At 30.7% G+C, this 19,870-nt stretch carries 19 protein-coding genes; 14 read left to right on the forward strand and 5 right to left on the reverse strand.

The features are described 5' to 3' along the window. Positions 1-29: 29 nt before the first annotated feature. The 5 genes from ACN0WB_RS03270 to ACN0WB_RS03290 all read right to left on the reverse strand — a co-directional run bounded on the left by ACN0WB_RS03270 (position 30) and on the right by ACN0WB_RS03290 (position 5,664). The gene (locus tag ACN0WB_RS03270; RefSeq protein WP_417428808.1) at positions 30-2,435 is read right to left on the reverse strand and encodes a 3-hydroxyacyl-CoA dehydrogenase NAD-binding domain-containing protein; all 2,406 of its coding nucleotides are present in this window, start codon (positions 2,433-2,435) and stop codon (positions 30-32) included. Between the two features lie 47 nt (positions 2,436-2,482). Then, complete coding sequence (locus ACN0WB_RS03275) at positions 2,483-2,944, reverse strand: MarR family winged helix-turn-helix transcriptional regulator (protein ID WP_417428810.1); 462 nt, start codon at positions 2,942-2,944, stop codon at positions 2,483-2,485. A 163-nt stretch (positions 2,945-3,107) separates the two neighbouring features. Then, the gene (locus ACN0WB_RS03280; RefSeq protein WP_417428811.1) at positions 3,108-4,031 is read right to left on the reverse strand and encodes an ABC transporter ATP-binding protein; all 924 of its coding nucleotides are present in this window, start codon (positions 4,029-4,031) and stop codon (positions 3,108-3,110) included. Positions 4,032-4,037: 6 nt separating this feature from the next. Continuing rightward, positions 4,038-5,021, reverse strand: coding sequence for an iron chelate uptake ABC transporter family permease subunit (locus ACN0WB_RS03285; RefSeq protein WP_417428813.1), 984 nt, complete (start codon positions 5,019-5,021; stop codon positions 4,038-4,040). Positions 5,022-5,100: 79 nt separating this feature from the next. Further along, positions 5,101-5,664: a TlpA family protein disulfide reductase gene (locus ACN0WB_RS03290; protein ID WP_417428815.1), complete on the reverse strand. Its 564-nt coding sequence runs from the start codon at positions 5,662-5,664 to the stop codon at positions 5,101-5,103. Positions 5,665-5,697: 33 nt separating this feature from the next. On the opposite strand from ACN0WB_RS03290, the gene ACN0WB_RS03295 reads away from it, so the two are divergent. The 14 genes from ACN0WB_RS03295 to ACN0WB_RS03360 all read left to right on the forward strand — a co-directional run bounded on the left by ACN0WB_RS03295 (position 5,698) and on the right by ACN0WB_RS03360 (position 19,770). Then, positions 5,698-6,819, forward strand: a complete 1,122-nt coding sequence (locus ACN0WB_RS03295; RefSeq protein WP_417428817.1) for a flavin reductase family protein — start codon at positions 5,698-5,700, stop codon at positions 6,817-6,819. Between the two features lie 59 nt (positions 6,820-6,878). Further along, positions 6,879-7,436 (forward strand): SanA/YdcF family protein, encoded by a 558-nt coding sequence (locus ACN0WB_RS03300; protein WP_417428819.1) that lies wholly within the window; start codon positions 6,879-6,881, stop codon positions 7,434-7,436. A gap of 97 nt (positions 7,437-7,533) precedes the next feature. Beyond that, positions 7,534-8,151, forward strand: a complete 618-nt coding sequence (udk, locus tag ACN0WB_RS03305) for a uridine kinase (protein WP_417428821.1) — start codon at positions 7,534-7,536, stop codon at positions 8,149-8,151. After that, positions 8,151-8,510 carry an FtsB family cell division protein gene (locus ACN0WB_RS03310; RefSeq protein WP_417428823.1) on the forward strand — a complete coding sequence of 120 codons (360 nt, stop codon included), beginning with the start codon at positions 8,151-8,153 and terminating at the stop codon, positions 8,508-8,510. The genes udk and ACN0WB_RS03310 overlap by 1 nt, the downstream gene beginning before the upstream one ends. A 28-nt stretch (positions 8,511-8,538) precedes the next feature. Continuing rightward, positions 8,539-9,705: a methylmalonyl-CoA mutase family protein gene (locus ACN0WB_RS03315; protein WP_417428825.1), complete on the forward strand. Its 1,167-nt coding sequence runs from the start codon at positions 8,539-8,541 to the stop codon at positions 9,703-9,705. Positions 9,706-9,788: 83 nt separating this feature from the next. Then, positions 9,789-10,940 carry a THUMP-like domain-containing protein gene (locus ACN0WB_RS03320; protein WP_417428827.1) on the forward strand — a complete coding sequence of 384 codons (1,152 nt, stop codon included), beginning with the start codon at positions 9,789-9,791 and terminating at the stop codon, positions 10,938-10,940. A gap of 65 nt (positions 10,941-11,005) precedes the next feature. Then, positions 11,006-11,251, forward strand: a complete 246-nt coding sequence (locus ACN0WB_RS03325) for a hypothetical protein (RefSeq protein ID WP_417428829.1) — start codon at positions 11,006-11,008, stop codon at positions 11,249-11,251. Positions 11,252-11,341: 90 nt separating this feature from the next. Continuing rightward, positions 11,342-12,724 (forward strand): dipeptidase, encoded by a 1,383-nt coding sequence (locus tag ACN0WB_RS03330; protein ID WP_417428831.1) that lies wholly within the window; start codon positions 11,342-11,344, stop codon positions 12,722-12,724. Between the two features lie 76 nt (positions 12,725-12,800). After that, positions 12,801-13,508: an SDR family oxidoreductase gene (locus tag ACN0WB_RS03335; RefSeq protein ID WP_417428832.1), complete on the forward strand. Its 708-nt coding sequence runs from the start codon at positions 12,801-12,803 to the stop codon at positions 13,506-13,508. Between the two features lie 92 nt (positions 13,509-13,600). Continuing rightward, positions 13,601-14,347 (forward strand): electron transfer flavoprotein subunit beta/FixA family protein, encoded by a 747-nt coding sequence (locus ACN0WB_RS03340; protein ID WP_417428834.1) that lies wholly within the window; start codon positions 13,601-13,603, stop codon positions 14,345-14,347. A 30-nt stretch (positions 14,348-14,377) separates the two neighbouring features. Beyond that, positions 14,378-15,328 carry an electron transfer flavoprotein subunit alpha/FixB family protein gene (locus ACN0WB_RS03345; protein ID WP_417428836.1) on the forward strand — a complete coding sequence of 317 codons (951 nt, stop codon included), beginning with the start codon at positions 14,378-14,380 and terminating at the stop codon, positions 15,326-15,328. A gap of 108 nt (positions 15,329-15,436) precedes the next feature. Continuing rightward, on the forward strand, positions 15,437-15,784 hold the full coding sequence (locus ACN0WB_RS03350) for a phage holin family protein (RefSeq protein WP_417428837.1): 348 nt from the start codon (positions 15,437-15,439) through the stop codon (positions 15,782-15,784). 116 nt (positions 15,785-15,900) lie between these two features. Next, on the forward strand, positions 15,901-17,763 hold the full coding sequence (locus ACN0WB_RS03355; RefSeq protein ID WP_417428839.1) for a M1 family metallopeptidase: 1,863 nt from the start codon (positions 15,901-15,903) through the stop codon (positions 17,761-17,763). A 9-nt stretch (positions 17,764-17,772) separates the two neighbouring features. Then, positions 17,773-19,770 (forward strand): prolyl oligopeptidase family serine peptidase, encoded by a 1,998-nt coding sequence (locus tag ACN0WB_RS03360; RefSeq protein WP_417428841.1) that lies wholly within the window; start codon positions 17,773-17,775, stop codon positions 19,768-19,770. Positions 19,771-19,870 lie beyond the last annotated feature (100 nt).

The following is a 19,870-nucleotide window of genomic DNA, read 5'->3' on the forward strand; positions in this document are numbered from 1 at the left end:
AAATAATTCCAGATCTTATTTATTTCAAATTAGTTTCTCAAAGGTTTTCCTTTTTGAAGCATAAATTGAATACGCTCTAAAGTTTTTCTTTCTCCACACAATTGCAAGAAAGTTTCACGTTCAAGATTTAATAAATATTGTTCGGTAACTAAAGTTGGTTCGGATAAATTTCCACCAACCATCACGTAAGCCAATTTATCTGCAATTTTTTTGTCGTGTTCAGAAATATAATTTCCAGCAACCATTTGGTCTGTTCCTACATAAAACATTCCCAAAGCATCTTTTCCAACCACTTTCACTTTTTGTTCAATTGGTTGGGTGTAACTTTGTTCAGCCATTAATTTTGCAACTTTTTTGGCTTCAGCAATTTGTGTCATTTTGTTTACAACTACGATATCTTTTCCGTGTTCTAAAATTCCCATATCGTAGGCTTCGTAAGCGGAAGTCGCTACTTTTGCCATCGCAATATTCATAAAAGCATCGCGCAAACGGTTATTTTTAACATCATCATTGTGGAAATCTCTGGAAGTTCGAAGCGTCATTTCCTTCGTTCCACCACCTCCAGGAATTACACCAACGCCAACTTCTACCAATCCGATGTAAGTTTCCGCTGCTGCAACAACTCTGTCTGCGTGCATTGTCATTTCACAACCACCGCCTAAAGTCATCCCGAAAGGAGCAACAACTACTGGAATTGAAGAATATCGAACACGCATCATTGATTTTTGGAAATAAGCAATTGCCATATTCAAATCGTCCCAATCCTGGTCAACCGCCATCATCATTATCATCGCAAGATTTGCGCCGACGGAAAAATTAGTTCCCTGATTGGCGATAACTAAACCGTCGTAATCTTTTTCGGCTAAATCTATCGCTCTATTCAAACCATCTAAAACGCCGCCACCGAGGGAATTCATTTTAGATTTAATTTCAAAATTGATGATTCCGTCGCCTAAATCCTGAATTTGTGCTTCAGAATTGCTCCACAATGTTTTGTTTTTTCTAATATTATCTAAAATAATGAAAGAATCTTGCCCTGGAATTTTTGAATATTCTCCAGAATCTTTATTCACGAAAGTACTTTGACCTTCATCATTTATTTTGTAGAAAGTCTGATCTTTTGAAGCTAAATTTTTAACCCAATCCGAAACTTCATAACCTTCGGCTTTTGCGAGTTCAATTCCTTTTTCTAAACCAACGGCATCCCAAATTTCGAAAGGTCCATTTTCCCAACCGAAACCAGCGCGAAGAGCGTCATCAATTTTATAAATATCATCAGAAATTTCCGGAACTTTATGCGAAACATAAGCGAACAATGCACCTAAAGATTTTCTATAAAGTTCGCCCGCCTTATCTTTTCCGCCAATTAAAACTTTAAATCTATCTAAAGGTCGATCGATATTTTTTGTTAATTCTAAACTTGGAAAAGAATTTTTTTCCTGCAATTCATATTCTAAAGTTTCAAGATTTAAACCTCTGATTTCAGATTTTCCTAACTCATTTTTAACTTTTTTGTAGAATCCGCCGTCCGTTTTGGAACCGAGCATTTTCTTTTCCATCATTAAATTAATGTAGGACGGCATCGCAAACCCTTTCTGGAACATTTCCTGTTCTGTTCCGCTTTGTTCCACGCCATTTGCAACGTGAACCAAGGTATCTAAACCAACAACATCGGCTGTTCTAAAAGTGGCAGATTTTGGACGACCGATAATTGATCCGGTTAATTTATCTACATCGGAAACATTTAAACCTAAATCTTTTACGCTGTGAAGTAAATTCATCATTGAAAATACGCCAATTCTATTCGCAATAAACGCGGGCGTATCTTTGGCTAAAACCGTAGTTTTACCTAAAAATTTTGCGCCGTAAGACATATAAAAATCTATGACTTCTGGATCAGTATTTTTTGTTGGAATAATCTCTAAAAGTGGTAAATATCTTACCGGATTAAAGAAATGCGTTCCCGCAAAATATTTTTTAAAATCATCACTTCTTCCTTCAACCAATTGGTTAATTGGTATTCCGGAAGTGTTAGAAGAAATTAAAGTGCCCTCTTTACGCACAGTTTCAATTTTTTCATACACCGATTTTTTGATGTCTAATCTTTCAACTACCACTTCAATTATCCAATCGGTGTTTTTTATTTTCGCTAAATCATCATCAAAATTCCCTATAGAAATTCTGTCTGCAAATTTTGGCGAGTAAAGTAGAGCAGGACTGGATTTCTTCAATTTTAAAAAATTCTCCGTCGCAATTCTGTTTCTTACGATTTTATCTTCTTTTGTCAGACCTTTTTTGATTTCTGCTTCCGTTAACTCAACAGGAACAATGTCTAGCAAAAGCACTTCCACACCAATATTAGCAAAATGTGCCGCAATCCCAGAACCCATAATTCCAGAACCAAGGACGGTCACGTGTTTTATGCGTCTTTTCATTATAATATATTATTTTTTAATTATTTGAATAATGTAACCTTATGGTCTCATTCTAATTTTTTTTTATTATTAATTTCATTCGCAATATTTAAAATTTGCGACATTACTTGTTTAAAAGTTTCCAACTTTTCTGGTGATATTTTATCTATCACTTTTTTATTAAAATTTACCACGACTTCTTTGGACAAGTTTCGGCTTTCTATACCTTTTTCAGTTAATTTGATGATGACTTCTCGTTTATCAGTAGTGGTTTTTTCTTTGTATATATAGCCGTTATCTTCTAATAATTTAATAATTCTAGTTAAAGAAGTGGGTTCAATTGCCATTTTTGGACCTAAATTGGTGCTTCTTGTGCCTTCTTTTGGATCAATTTTTAATAAAGTTAATGCTTGAACAGCAGTAGAATCATAAACTTGCGCCATCTCACTGTACATTTTTGAAACAGCGAGCCAAGTAGATTTTAGAATTAAATCTACATTTTCTACCTTTTCATTATTTTTTATATCCATTGGTTTCAAAATATCTGTTTCTCAAATATACAAAATATTATGCATGCATAGTACTTATAATAAATAAAAAAAATTAAAACACTGTAAATGTGTTATTTAATTAATATGATTTGCATAATATTATGCATGCATAACAAATTAAGAAAGTACAGAGATTGTAGTATTAATGATGCTTTGAGAGTAATACGAGAATATCTTCAAAATTATTGATATTTTCTTGTTTATCTTTCAAATTTATTTCCCAAAAACCGTCTCTCCAAGTAAATTTTAAATGTTTCAAATTTTTCGGAAAGTTTTTTTGAAGAAAAGAATAGAGTAATTCTTTCTGTAATTCTGGTGCTAAAATTTGTGGTGAAACAAATTCTGAATTAATTTTGTATAGATTTGGTTGGGTTAAATCTGAATGTTGCAATAAAATATCTTCTGAAATTCCAGAAAATAATTGTTCATCTTTTAACAAACAAATTTTATCAGAAAATTCTTTTGCTAATCTCCAATCATGGGAAGAAAATAGAATAATTTTTTCTTTATTTTTAGCAATATTACGCATCAAATTTAGAATCATTAATTTATTTTTTTCATCTAAATGCGTGGTTGGTTCATCCAAAATAATCATTGGTGTATTTTGCGCTAAAGCACGACCAATAAATACTTTTTGCAAATTACCATCTGATAATTGTTTTAGTTGGAAATTTTCATATTCTTTTAAACCAAGACTTTCTATAATTTCATCAACTTCCTCTAAATCAAATTTATTTAATTTAAAATAATATGGATAATGAATGTATTTTCCGAAAGCAATTAAATCTTTAACTGTGAAATGATTTGGAACTTCAGATTTAGAAAACACTACTGAAATTTTTTTTGCAATTTCTTTAGAATTTAGTAGATTCAGATTAAAATTATCAATAAAAATTCCTCCCTTAATTAAGGAGATTTGACCTAAAATTGTTTTAATTAAAGTGGTTTTTCCTACACCATTATCACCAATAATTAAACAAACATCACCAGTTTCTAATTCCATATTTCCATCAGAAATTAAAGGTTTGGAATAGCCGATTGTAATGTTTTGTAGTTTTAAATTCATTTCAAATTAGGCTTTTGCAAATTTATTTTTACTCATCAACATCATCAAAATTACGGGAATTCCAAAGAGGGAAGTGATAATATTTAAAGGCAATTGCGACATTTCTGAAATTACAGAAAATACTTCCATAATGCAAATTCCCAGAATCATATTTAAAATCCACTGATGCCACAATTTTGACGGATTATAAAGTAATCTAGCAAAATGCGGAACTACAATTCCAATGAATAAAATTGGGCCTAAAAACGCAGTAATTGATGCAGAAAGTACAGAAGAACCTAGAATAATTAAATATTTTAAATGCTTTAAATTCACTCCAAAACTCTTTGCATAAGCCGTTCCCAAACTATTTCCAATTAAAGGTTTTAAACTTTTAAAACTTAAAATTAATCCTAAAATTATTAGAAATAATAAAACTAAAATTTGGCTAAAACTCACTTGATTATTAGCACCAAAACTCCACAAAACAAAATTTTTTAAACTTTGACTTTCTGCATAAAACTGTAGAATTGCAATTACAGCTCCCGCCAAAGCAGAAATTAAAAAACCAAAAATAATAATGAAACTTTTATCCTGAAATTTCCCAGATAATAAAAGCAAAATCAGCATTAAAATAAAACTCCCAGTAATTGCAGAAATACTTAAAAAACTATTTTGCAAAAAATCTGGAAGCAACCAATTTTGTGAGAAAAAAATATAAAAAGCAACCGATAAACTTGCCACAGAAGTTATTCCTAAAACAGAAGGTCCTGCAAGGGGATTTTGAAAATATTCTTGTAACAGAAAACCAGAAGTAGGAATAGAAATTCCTGCCAAAACCATTATGATAACTCTATTTACACGTAATTGAGCAATATCAAAATTAGGAGAGTTTGATGAAAAGAAATCTGAAAAATTTAAATTAATAAAACCCGTAAAAAGATTAATAATAATTGCACAAAAACCAATTAAAATTAAAAATAATACGAGAAATTTAAAGTTTAATTTCATCTAAAAAAAAGCTTAGAAATTAGATTTTTAAAAAATTAAAAAACCGTCTAAACTAATTTAAACGGCTTAAAATTAAAAATTATTTAAAAGAAGCCAACTTTTCTGCAAGCATTTCTTTGCTCATACTTCCTAAAGTTTCATCGCTTTTTTTACCTTTTTTCATAATGGTATATGGAATTGCGCCGCCGTCCCATTTTTCAAAGTTATTTTTAAAAAAATCTGGATTCAGTTTTGAATTATCAAGTAAAACAATATGATCTTGTAAATTATTTTTTGCTGCAAAATCTTTCACAGCTGTATTCCAATCTTCTTTTGCATCAATATCAACAAAAGTAAACTTCACCGGTTGACCTTTTAATTCTTCCATTTTTTCTTTAAAATGAGGAATTTCTGCCATGCACGGACCGCACCAAGTTGCGAAAAAATTGGTAACATACAAAGTGTCATTATCTTTACTTTTCAAATATTCTGCTGTTCGCGCTACAGAAAATTCTTTTAAATTTATAGCTTCGGGAGAAACAGTTTTTTCAGTAACTGTTGCCACAGAATCACTTTTTGTATTTTCATTTTCTACACTTTTCGTTTCTTTTTTACAAGCAGAGAGTAATGATAAAATGAGAAGTGGCAAGATTAATTTTCGCATAACTTATTTTTTACTTATTTTTGATTGATTACTATGGAGCAACTTTTAACAAAGGCAAAAAAGCCCGTTTTTCATTCGTTAAAAATAGCGAAAAAAGAAAGACTGACCAAAAATACATTTTCTTTAGAATTTGAAATTCCACTTAATTTAAAAATAAATTTTCACTATCAATCAGGACAATATGTGAGTTTTAAAAGTTATTATTTAGAAGAAGAAATTTTAAAAGATTTTTCTATCACAAGTGCACCATTTGAAGATAAAATTAGTTTGGGATTAAAAATTGGAAAAGAAAATAGTTTTACAGCTCATTTATTTGAAAATTATAATGTTGGAGATTTTTTAGAAATAAGTGAACCGCGCGGAAGATTTACTTTAAAAAGTAAACCAAATGAACACCGCACAATTTTAGGTTTTGCTGCAGGAATTGGAATAACACCAATTTTAAGTCATTTAAAAAATATTTTGAAGGAAGAAAGTAGAACGCGTTTTTTTCTGTTTTTTGGTAATGCTACTTCCACAGAAATCCCTTTTAAAAATGAACTGGATAATTTGCAAAAAAAATTCAGTAACCGACTAAATATTTACTATTTTTTTTCCCACGAATCGGTTGACTTATTGTTCCAAGGAAGATTAAATGATAAAAAATTACATCTCATTATTAATCAAATTTTACATCTAGACGAGACTGATGAAGAATCTACGATTTGGGATGCAGTTGATGAAATTTTAATTTGTGGTCCAGGCGAAATGATAAAATCTTTGGCGAATGAATCTTTTAATAGAGGAATTCCGAAAAAGAATATTCATTTTGAGTTGTTTGAAAGTTTTAATGAAGACATTTATCCGACCGAAAAAGTTTTTCCATTAATAGAAAATATTGAAGTAGAATTTAAACTTTATGGAGAGAAAATTAAAACTCAACTTCAAAATAATAAATATAAATTGTTGCAACAACTTTTAGAACAAGGTTACAAAGTGCCTTATTCTTGCAAATCCGGTATTTGTGGGATTTGCGAATGTCAATTAGAAGAAGGCGAAATAGAATTAGTAGAAAATGAATATTTAACGGAAAAAGAAGAAGCTTCAGGAAAAATTTTAGCTTGTCAAACAATGGTTTTGAGCAAGAAAATAAAAGTTAACTTTGATGTAGTTTGAGAAAAATATTCAACATAATTAAAGCTTTTTTTAATCTAATTGAACTTGGGTTATTATTAATGATTTTTGCAAATATTTGGGTTTTTGCACTCACAAACGGTAGAACTTACACCAAAGTTTCACAGATACCTGCGAGAGAAGTGGCTTTGGTTTTAGGAACATCACCGAAAACGATGTCTGGAAATGCAAATCCTTACTTTACGAAAAGAATGAACGCTGTTTCCGCTTTATACCATTATGGAAAAATAAAAAAAATAATTGTGAGTGGCGAGAAAAGTGAGCATTATGATGAACCTAATGCAATGAAACAGTTTTTAGTTTACCAAGAAGGTGTGCCAGAAAATATAATTATTGAAGATCCAAAAGGTTTTAACACTCGAAAAAGTATCTTAAGATGTAAAAACACTTATAAAAAAAACAATATAATTATTGTTTCTCAAGGTTATCATAATCTTCGCGCTTTATTTTTTGCTAGAAACCAAAATATGAATGCGCTCGGGTATGATGCACAAGATGTTTTCACAAATAAAAGTTTTTACCGCAATCAATCTCGAGAATTCTTAGCGAGAGTTCAAGCTGTGGTTTATTTTATTTTAGGAATTGCACCAAAAGAATAGAGATAATGAATGTTAAAATGTGAGAATTTGAAGATTTTAAAAATTGACTATTCACAATTATTCACTTTTAAAATTTTATATTTGTAAAAAATAATTTATGCTCGTTATAGGTATTGCAGGTGGAACTGGTTCTGGAAAAACCACCGTTGTAAATAAAATTCTTCAGCAACTCAATGCGGAAGGTGTAAATGTACTTTCTCAGGATAATTATTACTATGATAACCAACATCTTACATTATCTGAGCGCGAAATGTTAAATTATGATCATCCGAAATCTATCGATTTTGAACTACTTCTAAATCACGTTCGTTCTTTAAAAAATAATAAGGCAATTGAGCAACCTGTTTATTCTTTTGTAACCCATTCAAGATCAGGAGATTTTGTTTCAATTGAACCAAAAAATGTTTTAATTGTTGAAGGAATTTTGGTATTAACAAATCCTGAATTATTAAAAGAATATGATTTAAAAGTATTTGTTCATGCAGATTCTGATGAAAGATTAATTCGTAGAATCCGGCGTGATACGCAAGAAAGAGGAAGAGATTTGCAAGAAGTTTTGCACCGTTATCAAACGACTTTGAAACCGATGCATCAAGAATTTATAGAGCCTTCAAAAAATGAAGCAGATTTAATTGTTCCGAATATGAAAAGAAATTCGGTCGCCATTGATTTTTTAACAACAGTGATAAATAATTCACTCAAAAAAACGCAATAATGGAAAATCTTATAAAAAAAATTAAAAAACCAAGTAAAATTCTCAGATTTTTAAAAAAATATGTGATAAATAAATATGTTATAACCATATTTTTATTTTTAATTTGGATGATATTTTTTGACAGTACTTCATTTTTAGTTATTAATGAATTGGATTCTAATATTAGTAAAAACGAAAAACAATTAGCACATTACAAAAGCGAATACGAGAAAAACAATTCTTTTTATGAGAAATTGATGAACAATAAATCTGAAAAAGAAAAATTTGCACGAGAAAATTATTTTATGAAAAAACCAAATGAGGAAATTTTCATCATCGTTGTAGATAGTTCTAATGTTGCAGATAAATCTAAACCTTAATTCTTCTTTAATTTAAAATTCATAAATCTTGGGAAATTCCTCAAATTCAGATTGGGAAAATCTGGTAAAAAAGCAATTGAAAACGGAAGAAATTTATAGTATTCTGCAGGTAGAGAATTTGGAAAATTTGGATGTAAAACCTTATTATTCTGAAATTAGAGTCCCTATTAAAAATTTGCCCAAAGTAGAAGAAAATACACATTTAGTAGCAAATTACGAGGAGTCTTTAGAAGAAGATGTTTTTGCTTTTTTATTAGAGAAAAATATCCCAAATCTTACTGAAAAGGTTTTGTTTATTGATGATAAAGATTTAGCAGAATATATTAAAATAGAAGATGAAGATATTTATTTTTCCTTAATTGATGTTTTTGATGACCTAGAAAATACAGGTTTTTTAAATAAACAATTAGCTAAAGAATTAATTCAGAAAAATTTTAAAAGAAATATTTGCATTGATATAAGTTTTCATCAAAATTGTGGTGCAGGAATTTTACAAGAATTAGCAATTGCACTTTCAAAAACAAAAGATTTAGTTGAAATTTTTGGTTCAGATATTTTAAATAAATTAATTTTTAGAATTGCAGTTGGTGGAAATTATTTTTTTCAAATCTCAAAAATCAGAGCATTTAAATTAGCTTTTAACCAATTGTCCAAAGAATTTGGAAAAGATGAAATTCCTTATATTTTTGCTGAAACATCTCTCAGAAATAAATCAAAAAACAATCCTGAAAACAATTTAATTCGCTCCACGTTAGAACTTTCTGCAGCAATGATTGGCGGTGCAGATGCTGTTTTTTCTAATAATTATTTAATAGAAAATAGCACAAAACTTTCGGAAGAAATTTCTTTTAAACAACAAATTGTTTTAGCGTATGAAAGTTTAATAAATATTTTTGAAGATGCTTCAAATGGAAGTTTTTACATTGAAAATCTTACCCAACAAATCGCGGAAAAATCATGGAAATTATTTTTAGATTTTGAAAAAAAAGGGGGTTATTCTGAAATGATGAAAAATGGCGAACTTCAAGAACTAATTTATAATCATGCAATTGCAGAACAAAATTGGGTAAAAGAAGGAAAGATAAAATTAATTGGCGTTAATCTTTATCCAAAATTAAATCAGACGAAAGAGATTTCAGATTTGTATGATGAAAGAGTTTTAAAACCGGTTCGATGGTCGGAAATGTTTGAGTAAAAAAGCGCTGAAATTTATAGTAAAGACGCAAATTTTTCTTAAAAGCAAGAAAATAAATTTTGCGCCTTTGCGTTAAAACTCAAATGATAAAAAATTTACTGCATAAAGAAACTCAAAACTTCATCAATGCAAATCTAAAGACAGATTTACATTCTTTATTATTAAAAAAATCACCGTTTCCAGAAGTTTCAATGTTGGAAATTGTGGAACAAATAAAAGGAAAAAATGTAGCTACAAAGAAATTTCCATTTTTACTAACAGACAAAATTATTTTTCCACCTCATTTAAATTTAGAACAAAGTTCTTCAGAATCCACTTCAAAATATAAAGCGAAACTTTTTAAAGGTGAAAAATTTCTGGATTTAACCGCAGGTTTCGGAATTGATGCTTATTTTCTTTCTCAAAATTTTAAGCAAACGACATTAATTGAAATAAATTCAGGACTTTTAGAGATTGTAGAACACAACTGGAAAATTTTAAATAAAAAAGCCACTTTTAAAAATCAAAATTTAGAAGATTTTTTAGATAAAAAAGAAGAAAAATTTGATTTAATTTATCTTGATCCAGCAAGACGAGATTCGCAAAAAAAGAAAGTCTTTCTCTTAGAAGATTTGTCACCAAATATTCTGGAAATTCAAGAAAAATTATTAGAGATTTCAACAAAAGTTTTAATTAAATTATCGCCTTTAATTGATTTATCTTATTTAATTTCAGTTTTAAAAAATGTAACTAAAATTTACATTATTGCTCTTAAAAATGAAGTAAAAGAAGTAGCAATTCTTTTAGATAAAAATAATTCAGAAGAAAAAGTAAAATGCATTTGTACCAATTTGGAAAGTGAAGAAGCAGATTTTGAATTTAATTTTGAAGAAGAAAAAAATGCAAATGCTGAATTTTCAGATGTACTTCAATATCTTTATATTCCGAATAATTCTGTGTTGAAATCGGGTGCATTTAATTTAATTTCACAGCAATTTAATTTAAAAAAAATTCATCCAAATTCACATTTTTACACCTCAGAATTTAAAATTTCTAAATTTCCAGGGCGAGTTTTGAAAGTAAAAAAAGTAGATTCAAAAGAAATTAAAAAAGGAGAATATTTTAATATAGTTAGTAAAAACTATCCACTGAAACCCGATGATATTAAGAAGAAATATAAAATAAAAGACGGTGGAGAAAACTATCTCATATTTACTCAAAGTATTAATTCTAAAATTATTTTAAAATCTTTCTAAAAATAAAATTTAAAAATTTTGTTAAAATCTTAATATTTCCTACTTTTGATGCATTAAATAATCTTATGAAAAAATATATTTTATTGCTTGCAGTTGCTGCATTTGTTACGTCTTGCCAAAAAATTCAACCAGGTGGTAATAAAGATGTCTTAAAAAAAACAGACGATATTGTGAGATACAATGATGAAAATGCGCCGAAACCAACTTATGTAGCGACGCCAGATTCTATAAAAAACGCAAAACCAGTGTTAGTTGAGCCAGTTGTAGAAGTGAAAAAAGAAGCAGTTGCAGAACCAAAAGTAAGTGAATAATCAAATCATATTTATTAAATAAACTATGAAATGTCTTGTGTTTGCAGGGCATTTTTTTTATTTTTACCAATAATAATTATAAAATTTAAAATGAAAAATACTTTAGAATACATTGAGGAAAATAAACCACGTTTTGTAGAAGAATTAATTTCTCTTTTAAAAATTGCTTCAGTAAGTGCAGATCCCGCTTTCAAAAATGAAGTTTTAAAATGTGCAGATGAAGTGGCGAAATTTTTAAAAAGCGCCGGTGCAGATTCTGTTGAAGTTTGTAAAACTGCTGGAAATCCAATTGTTTATGGAGAAAAATTTTTAAATAAAGATCTCCCTACAATTTTAGTTTACGGTCATTATGACGTTCAACCAGCCGATCCAATTGAATTGTGGACTTCGCCGCCGTTTGAACCAGTCATTAAAAAAACGGAATTACACCCAGAAGGTGCCATTTTTGCACGTGGTTCTGCAGATGATAAAGGACAATTTTTCATGCATTTAAAAGCTTTTGAAGCAATGATGCAAACCGATTCCTTACCTTGCAATGTGAAATTTATTATTGAAGGTGAAGAAGAAGTTGGTTCAGAAAACTTAGGCGTTTTTGTGAATGAAAATAAAGAAAAATTATCTTGTGATGTTATTTTAATTTCAGATACTCACATTTATTCAAATGATCAACCAACTGTCACCACCGGTTTAAGAGGACTAAGTTACGTGGAAGTTGAAGTAGAAGGACCAAATAGAGATTTACATTCCGGACTTTACGGCGGATCAGTTCCAAATCCAATTCACGTTTTATCACGAATGATTGCAAAATTAATTGATGAAAATGGCAGAATTACCATCGACGGATTTTATGATAATGTAGAAGAAGTTTCGCTTGAAGAGCGCGGAAAAATGAATGAATTAAGAGATGATCAAGAACATTTTAAAAAGTCAATTGGTTTAAATGGAGTAGAAGGTGAAAATGGTTTTACAACTTTAGAAAGAACTTCTATTCGTCCCACTTTAGACGCTAACGGAATTTGGGGTGGTTATATTGGTGAAGGTGCAAAAACGGTAATTCCAAGTAAAGCTTATGCGAAAATTTCTATGAGATTAGTTCCGTATCAAACTCCAGAAGAAATTACTGAAAAATTCACAACTTATTTTAAAAAAATTGCACCAGAAAATGTGAAAGTAAAAGTTACGCCACACCACGGTGGAATGCCTTACGTTTTGCCGAGCGACACAAAAGAATTTTTAGCAGCTAAAAAAGCAATGGAAGAAGCTTTTGGAAAAGAAGTTTTACCTTATAGAAGTGGCGGAAGTATTCCAATAACTTCAATGTTTGAAAAAGTTTTAAATGCAAAATCAGTTTTAATGGGATTTGGTTTAGATTCAGATGCAATTCATTCGCCAAATGAACATTATGGTTTATTTAATTTTTATAAAGGAATCCAAAGTATTCCACTCTTTTTTGAATATTATACCAAAGGTTAAAGTTTTCCTAAAACTAAATAAAACGCTTCTTTTTGGAGCGTTTTTTATTAAATTAGAGCAAATAAATATTTAAAAAATGAAAGATAAAAAAACAGCATATATTACTGGTGGAAGTAAAGGAATTGGTTTTGGTGTTGCAAAAATATTGTTAGAAAATGGCTACAATGTCGCTATAAGTGGTAGAAAAGAAAAAGATTTAGAAGATGCACTTCTTCAACTTTCAGATTATAAAGATTCTGTTGCAGGAATTGTTTCAGATGTTCAGAATTTTAAAGACGAAGAAAAAACGGTTTCTAAAATTGTAAAACACTTTGGGAGTTTAGATATTGTAGTAGCAAATGCGGGTTTAGGGCATTTTGAATCCATCGACAAAATGAGTATAGAAAATTGGAATGATATGATTGAAACCAATCTTACAGGTGCTTTTCACACATTAAAAGCAAGTGTAGAAGAATTAAAAAAATCTGAAGGTTATTATATCACAATTTCTAGTTTAGCAGGAACTAATTTTTTTGAAAATGGCGCTGGTTACAACGCCTCAAAATTTGGCGTTGTAGGTTTCACACAAGCTGCAATGATTGATTTACGAAAATTTAATATTAAAGTTTCTACAATAATGCCTGGTTCAGTTTCTACAAATTTTAACGGAAACAAACCTTCTAAAAAAGATGCTTGGAAAATTCAACCAGAAGATATTGGTAATTTAGTTTTAGATTTATTAAATATGAATCCAAGAACATTACCAAGTAAAATAGAAGTTCGACCATCAAAACCAAATAGTTAAATATTATGCAAAAAATATATTTTTCTTAAAATATGTTATGCATGCATAGTAAATTATTATTAACTTAGCAAAAATTAAAAATATTATTTAATATGAAAATATTAGTTTGTATAAACAGTGTTCCAGACACTACTTCAAAAATTAATTTCACTGCAGACAAATCTGCTTTTGACAAAACAGGAATTCAATGGGTAATTAATCCATTAGACGAATTCGCTTTAAGCAAAGCTGTGAAATTACAAGAATCTCAAGGCGCAACAGTTACGGTTGTAAATGTAGGAGATGCAACAACTGAACCTGTAATTAGAAAAGCACTTGCAATTGGAGCAAATGATGCAATCCGAGTAAATACAGAAGCAAAAGATAGTTTTTCTGTGGCAAAAGAAATTGCCACAGTTGCACAAAACGGAAATTATGATTTAATTCTTTGTGGAAAAGAATCCATCGATTATAATGGAGGTTCAGTTCCGGGAATGGTTGCTCAACTTTTAAATCAACCTTTTATAAATGCTTGTGTCGGTTTAGATGTAAATGGTGAAGAAATTAGCGCAATCCGTGAAATAGAAGGCGGAAAAGAAACGGTTTCTGTAAAATTACCTTTAGTAATCGCAGGGCAAAAAGGTTTAGTTGATGAGAAAGAATTAATTATTCCAAATATGCGCGGAATTATGTCCGCAAGAACAAAAACTCTAAATGTTGTAGAACCTACAAATTCGGATGTAAAAGTAGATTCAATCTCTTTTGAAAGTGTTCCTGCGAGAGCCGCTGTAAAAATGGTGAGTCCAGATAATCTGGATGAATTGGTAAGACTTCTTCACGAGGAAGCAAAAGTAATTTAATTCATTATTTAATTTTAAAATTTAAAAAAAATGGCAATATTCGTATATGCAGAAAATATAAACGGAGTCTATAAAAAAGCGGCGTTTGAAGCGGTTGCTTACGCAAAATCAATCGCAGAAAATGCGGGTGATTCTGTAACGGCAATTTCAGTAAATCCAACAGATTCTTCAGATTTACTTTATAAATATGGCGCTGAAAAAGTAATTAATATTAAAGATGAAGGTTTAAAAAACTTTAGCGCAAAAGCTTTTGCACAAGCCGTAAATGAAGTATTCGAGGGTAAAATAATCGTTTTTCCACACACCACAGATGCTTCTTCAGTTGCACCCATGCTTTCAATTTTAAAGAATTATTCTTTAATCACCAATGTTTTAGAAACTCCAGAAAATCTTTCACCATTTCAAGTAAAAAGAAAAGCGTTTTCAGGAAAAGGATTTATGCATGCAAAATCTGAAACTGAAGGTGTAATTTTAACCGTTTCACAAAATTCTTTTGGTGCAAAAGAAAATCCAGTTTCTGGAACTGAAGAAATTAAAAATTTATCTGTTTCCAATGATGATACTAAAGTTTTATCACACGAACAATCCACTGGAAAATTAGATTTAAAAGAAGCTGAAATTGTAGTTTCAGCTGGCCGTGGAATGAAAGCTGCAGAAAACTGGGGAATGATTGAAGATTTAGCTAATGTTTTAGGCGCTGCAACAGCTTGTTCTAAACCGGTTTCAGATATTGGTTGGAGACCTCACTCAGAACACGTTGGACAAACTGGAAAAGCAATTGCACCAAATTTATATGTAGCAGTCGGAATTTCTGGCGCAATTCAGCATTTAGCCGGAGTGAATTCTTCCAAAACAATTGTTGTAATTAATAATGATCCAGAAGCACCTTTTTTCAAATCTGCAGATTATGGCGTAGTTGGAGATGCTTTCCAAATTATTCCTGCTTTAACAGAAAAAATAAAAGCTTTAAAAGGAGCTTAATTTTTAATAATAAATCTTAAAAACCTGAAATTAATTTCAGGTTTTTTTATTTTCATTTTTTAAAACTCAAATATTTTTTATAATTTTAATAAAAATAAATATAAAACTATGAAATTCATAATTCGTCTTTTAGTAACTGCAGCTGTTGCTTTTGTACTTTCAAAATATTTTTTGTCAGGCGTTCACATTGCAAGTTTCGGAACTGCAGTTATTTTTGCAATCGTTTTAGCATTGTTAAATATTTTTGTAAAACCAATTTTGTCCATTTTAGGATTGCCTTTAACTATTATTACTTTCGGACTTTTTTCTTTTGTAATTAATGCATTAATTATACTTTTAGCAGGACATTTTGTAACAGGTATGATCGTCGATGGTTTTTGGTGGGCTTTAATTTTTAGTATTGCACTTTCCATTGTCACTTCACTATTAGATGGTTTAATTTCTTCAAAGGAATAATCTTTTTTAAATATTTAAATAAATGGCTTTCTTCGGAGAGTCTTTTTTTTAATTAAATTCATAATTTAATGGATTTTGATATTTTAATTTTTAAATTTGAATAAAATATTTTTAAAATGAAAAATTTCCTTTTTGTAGCCGCAATTTTATTCTCACTTCAAGCGTATTCCCAGAAAATATATACGCCAAGAAACATTAAAAATGCAATTGAAAAAGGAACAAGGACAGAAAATGGAACTCCCGGCAAAAATTATTGGCAAAATACAGGGAATTATGTTATGAAATTAAGTCTGAATCCCGATACTAAAATAATTTCAGGCGCAGAAACAATTGAGTATTTCAATAATTCACCAGATAGTTTGAAAACTGCAGTCATTCGTTTTGTAAATAACGTGCACAAACCAACTTCAGCACGTGCAAGTGACACTTCAAAAGATTTTTTAGACAAAGGTTTAACAATAAAGTCATTTAAAGTAAACGGTGAAACTTACAATGTAAATAGTGAAAATTGGGGAACTGTCGGAAACGTAAAGTTAAAAAGTCCAATGCTTCCAAAATCAAAAACTACGTTTGAAATTGTTTGGGAATATCCGTTATCAAAAGAAAGCGGAAGAGAAGGACAAATCAACGAAACTACTTTTTTTGCTGCTTATTCTTACCCAAGAATTTCCGTTTATGACGATTATAACGGTTGGGACAGAATTCCGCACACAGGAAGAAATGAATTTTATCATGATTTTAATAATTACAATGTGGCAATCACAGTTCCGAAAAATTACGTGGTTTACGCAACTGGTGTGATGCAAAATCCACAAGAAGTTTTACAAGCAAATGCTTTAAATGATTTTAAAAAATCTCTCATAAGTACGGACATAATTCACATTGCAAAAGAAGGCGAAATTGCAGCGGGAAAAATCACACAGCAAAACGACCAAAATACTTTCAAATTTAAAGCAGAAAATATCACGGATTTTTGTTGGGCGGCAAGTTCCACTTATGTTTGGGATGCTTCAAGTGTGCAATTAGATTCAAAAAAAGTGAGCGTTCAAGCGGCTTATGAAAGTGGAGCGAAAGATTTCGAACATTACACTGAATGGGAACAATATAATATCGCTTGGTTTTCTAAAAATTGGCCGGGAATAGAATATCCATTTCCAACTATGACGGCTTTTCAAGGTTTTGCAGATATGGAATATCCGATGATGGTAAATGATTCTACAATTCCGAATGATTTAAATGATTCCAGACTAACCGTGGATCACGAAATTGCGCATACTTATTTTCCGTTTTATATGGGAATTAATGAAAAACGTTACGCTTATATGGATGAAGGTTGGGCAACAACTTTTGAATATTTAATTGGAACCGCAGAACACGGAAAAGAATACGCTGATAAATTTTACAAAGATTTCCGCGTAAAACGCTGGATTTTTGATCCTTCTTCGGACGAAGATCAACCTGTGATTTCTGAAAGTACGCAAGTTTCTGGCGCAGGTTATGGAAATAATTCTTATGTGAAAGCAAGTTTATCCTATTTGGCTTTGAAAGATTATTTGGGCGATGCGTTATTTAAAAAAGCACTTCATCATTATATGGAAACTTGGCACGGAAAACACCCAATTCCGTGGGATTATTTTTACGCGATGGAAGCGGGAAGTGGTAAAGATTTAACTTGGTTTTGGAAAAACTGGTTTTATAGCAATAATTACATCGATTTAAAATTGAGTTCCGCGAAGATGAACGGAAAAAATTTAAGTTTAAATATTGAAAATTTGGGCGGTTTTGCGATTCCGTTTGATGTGGTTACAGAATTCTCTGACGGTACAAAATCCACCAAACATTTCACGCCAGAAGTTTGGAAAGTAAATGAAAAAGAATTTAAAACCAATATTTCATCTTCAAAAAGAGTAAAATCTGTAACTTTGGATAACGGCATTTATATGGATTATAAACCAAAAGATAATACTTTAAATCTCTAAAAAATAGATATGAAAATAAAACATACATTTCTCGCAATTGCAGCACCCTTTCTTATGAATGCACAAAACCTAATGACACCCGAAACACTTTGGACGCTCAATAAAATGTCTGTTTCTGCCGTTTCTCCCGATCAATCTTCATTGATTTACAAAGTCGGAAAAGTCGATTTAAAAACGGAAAAAACAAATTCTAAATCCTACTTTTTAAATTTAAAAACTTCTGCTGCAGAAAATTTAGATTTAGGCAAAAAATCAATCGTTCAATGGGATAAAAATGGGATTTACGCACAAGAAGGCGAAATGATTTATCTTTCAAAAGATGGCGGAAAAACCTGGACAGATTTTTACAAATTTGGCGAAGTAGATAATATCAGAATTTCTCCTGACGGTAAAAAAGTCGCTTTTAGCAAAAATGTGCATTTAGAAAATATTTTAGGAAAAGACTTATATAAAGACACGCCAAAATCTACTGCACAAGTTTACACAGATTTAGATATAAGACATTGGGACACGTGGAATGAAGGGAGTTTTGATCACGTTTTTGTTGCAAATATTTCAGAAGATTTTTCGAAAGCAACAGATTTGCTTAAAAATGAAAAATTTTATTCTCCACAAAAACCATTTGGTGGAACAGAAGATTTTATTTGGAGTCCAGATTCTATGAGTATAATTTATGTTTGTAAGAAAAAAACTGGGGCAGAATACGCACTTTCTACCAATACAGATTTATATTCTTATGATTTAAAATCCGGGAAAACCACTAATCTAACGGAAGATAATAAAGGTTACGATGTTAATCCAAAATTTTCTCCAAACGGACAATTTCTTACATGGCAAAGTATGGAACGTGACGGTTATGAAGCGGATAAAAACCGTTTGATGGTGATGAATTTAAAAACAATGCAAAAAACTGATTTAACAAAAAACTGGGATGAAAGTGTTGCAGGTTCTATTTTTTGGAGTTCAGATTCTAAAACTATTTATTTCAGCACGGCATTTCATGGTACTTCACAATTGTTTTCAGCGGATTTAAAATCCTCTAAAATTACTCAAATTACAAATGGTGATTTTGATGTTAACGATATTATTGCTCAAAACCAAAATCAATTATTTGTTACAAGAACAGATTTTAATCATAATGCAGACTTGTTTTCCGTAGATCCAAAATCTGGAAAAATGTCGCAAATTACAGAAGTAAATAAAGACAATTACGCAAAAATTACTCCATCCAAATCTGAACTAAAAATGGTGAAAACCACCGATGGTAAAGAAATGGGCGTTTGGTTTATTTATCCACCAAATTTTGATCCTGCTAAAAAATACCCAACATTATTATATTGTCAAGGTGGTCCACAATCTGCTTTAACACAATTTTTTAGTACCCGATGGAATTTCGCTTTAATGGCAGCAAATGGCTATATTATTGTTGCACCAAACCGTCGCGGAATGCCCGGTTGGGGAACGAAATGGAATGAAGCTATTTCCAAAGATTGGGGCGGTCAACCGATGAAAGATTATCTTTCTGCGGCAGATTTCGCAAAAACTTTACCTTATGTGGACGGCGACAGAATGGGCGCGGTTGGCGCAAGTTATGGCGGTTACAGCGTTTATATGCTCGCAGGAATTCATCAAAATCGTTTCAAAACTTTCATCGCGCACGACGGGCTTTATGATATGAAATCTTGGTACGGAACCACAGAAGAACTTTGGTTTGCAAATTGGGATTTAGGAGGTGCGCCGTGGGACAAACCAACGCCAAAATCTTACACAGAATATAATCCAAGTAATTACGTGCAAAATTGGAATAAACCAATTATGATTGTGCAAGGTGGAATAGATTTCCGCGTTCCTTACGAGCAAGGTCAGGAAGCATTTCAATCAGCGAAATTACGTGGTTTGAAAACTAAATTTCTCTATTTTCCAAATGAAAACCATTGGGTTTTACATCCTCAAAATGGTTTGGTTTGGCAACGAGAATTTTTCAGCTGGTTGAAGGAAACTTTGTAGATTTTTTAGGAGCAAGACGGTTTTGTTTTTTTCGAAATTTCGTCTCCGTCTTACACTATATCTTTTCACAGGAAATGTGCCTTTCGGCGCATTCCCTATG

The sequence above is a fragment of the Halpernia sp. genome (assembly GCF_048269545.1).
Lineage (GTDB): Bacteria > Bacteroidota > Bacteroidia > Flavobacteriales > Weeksellaceae > Halpernia.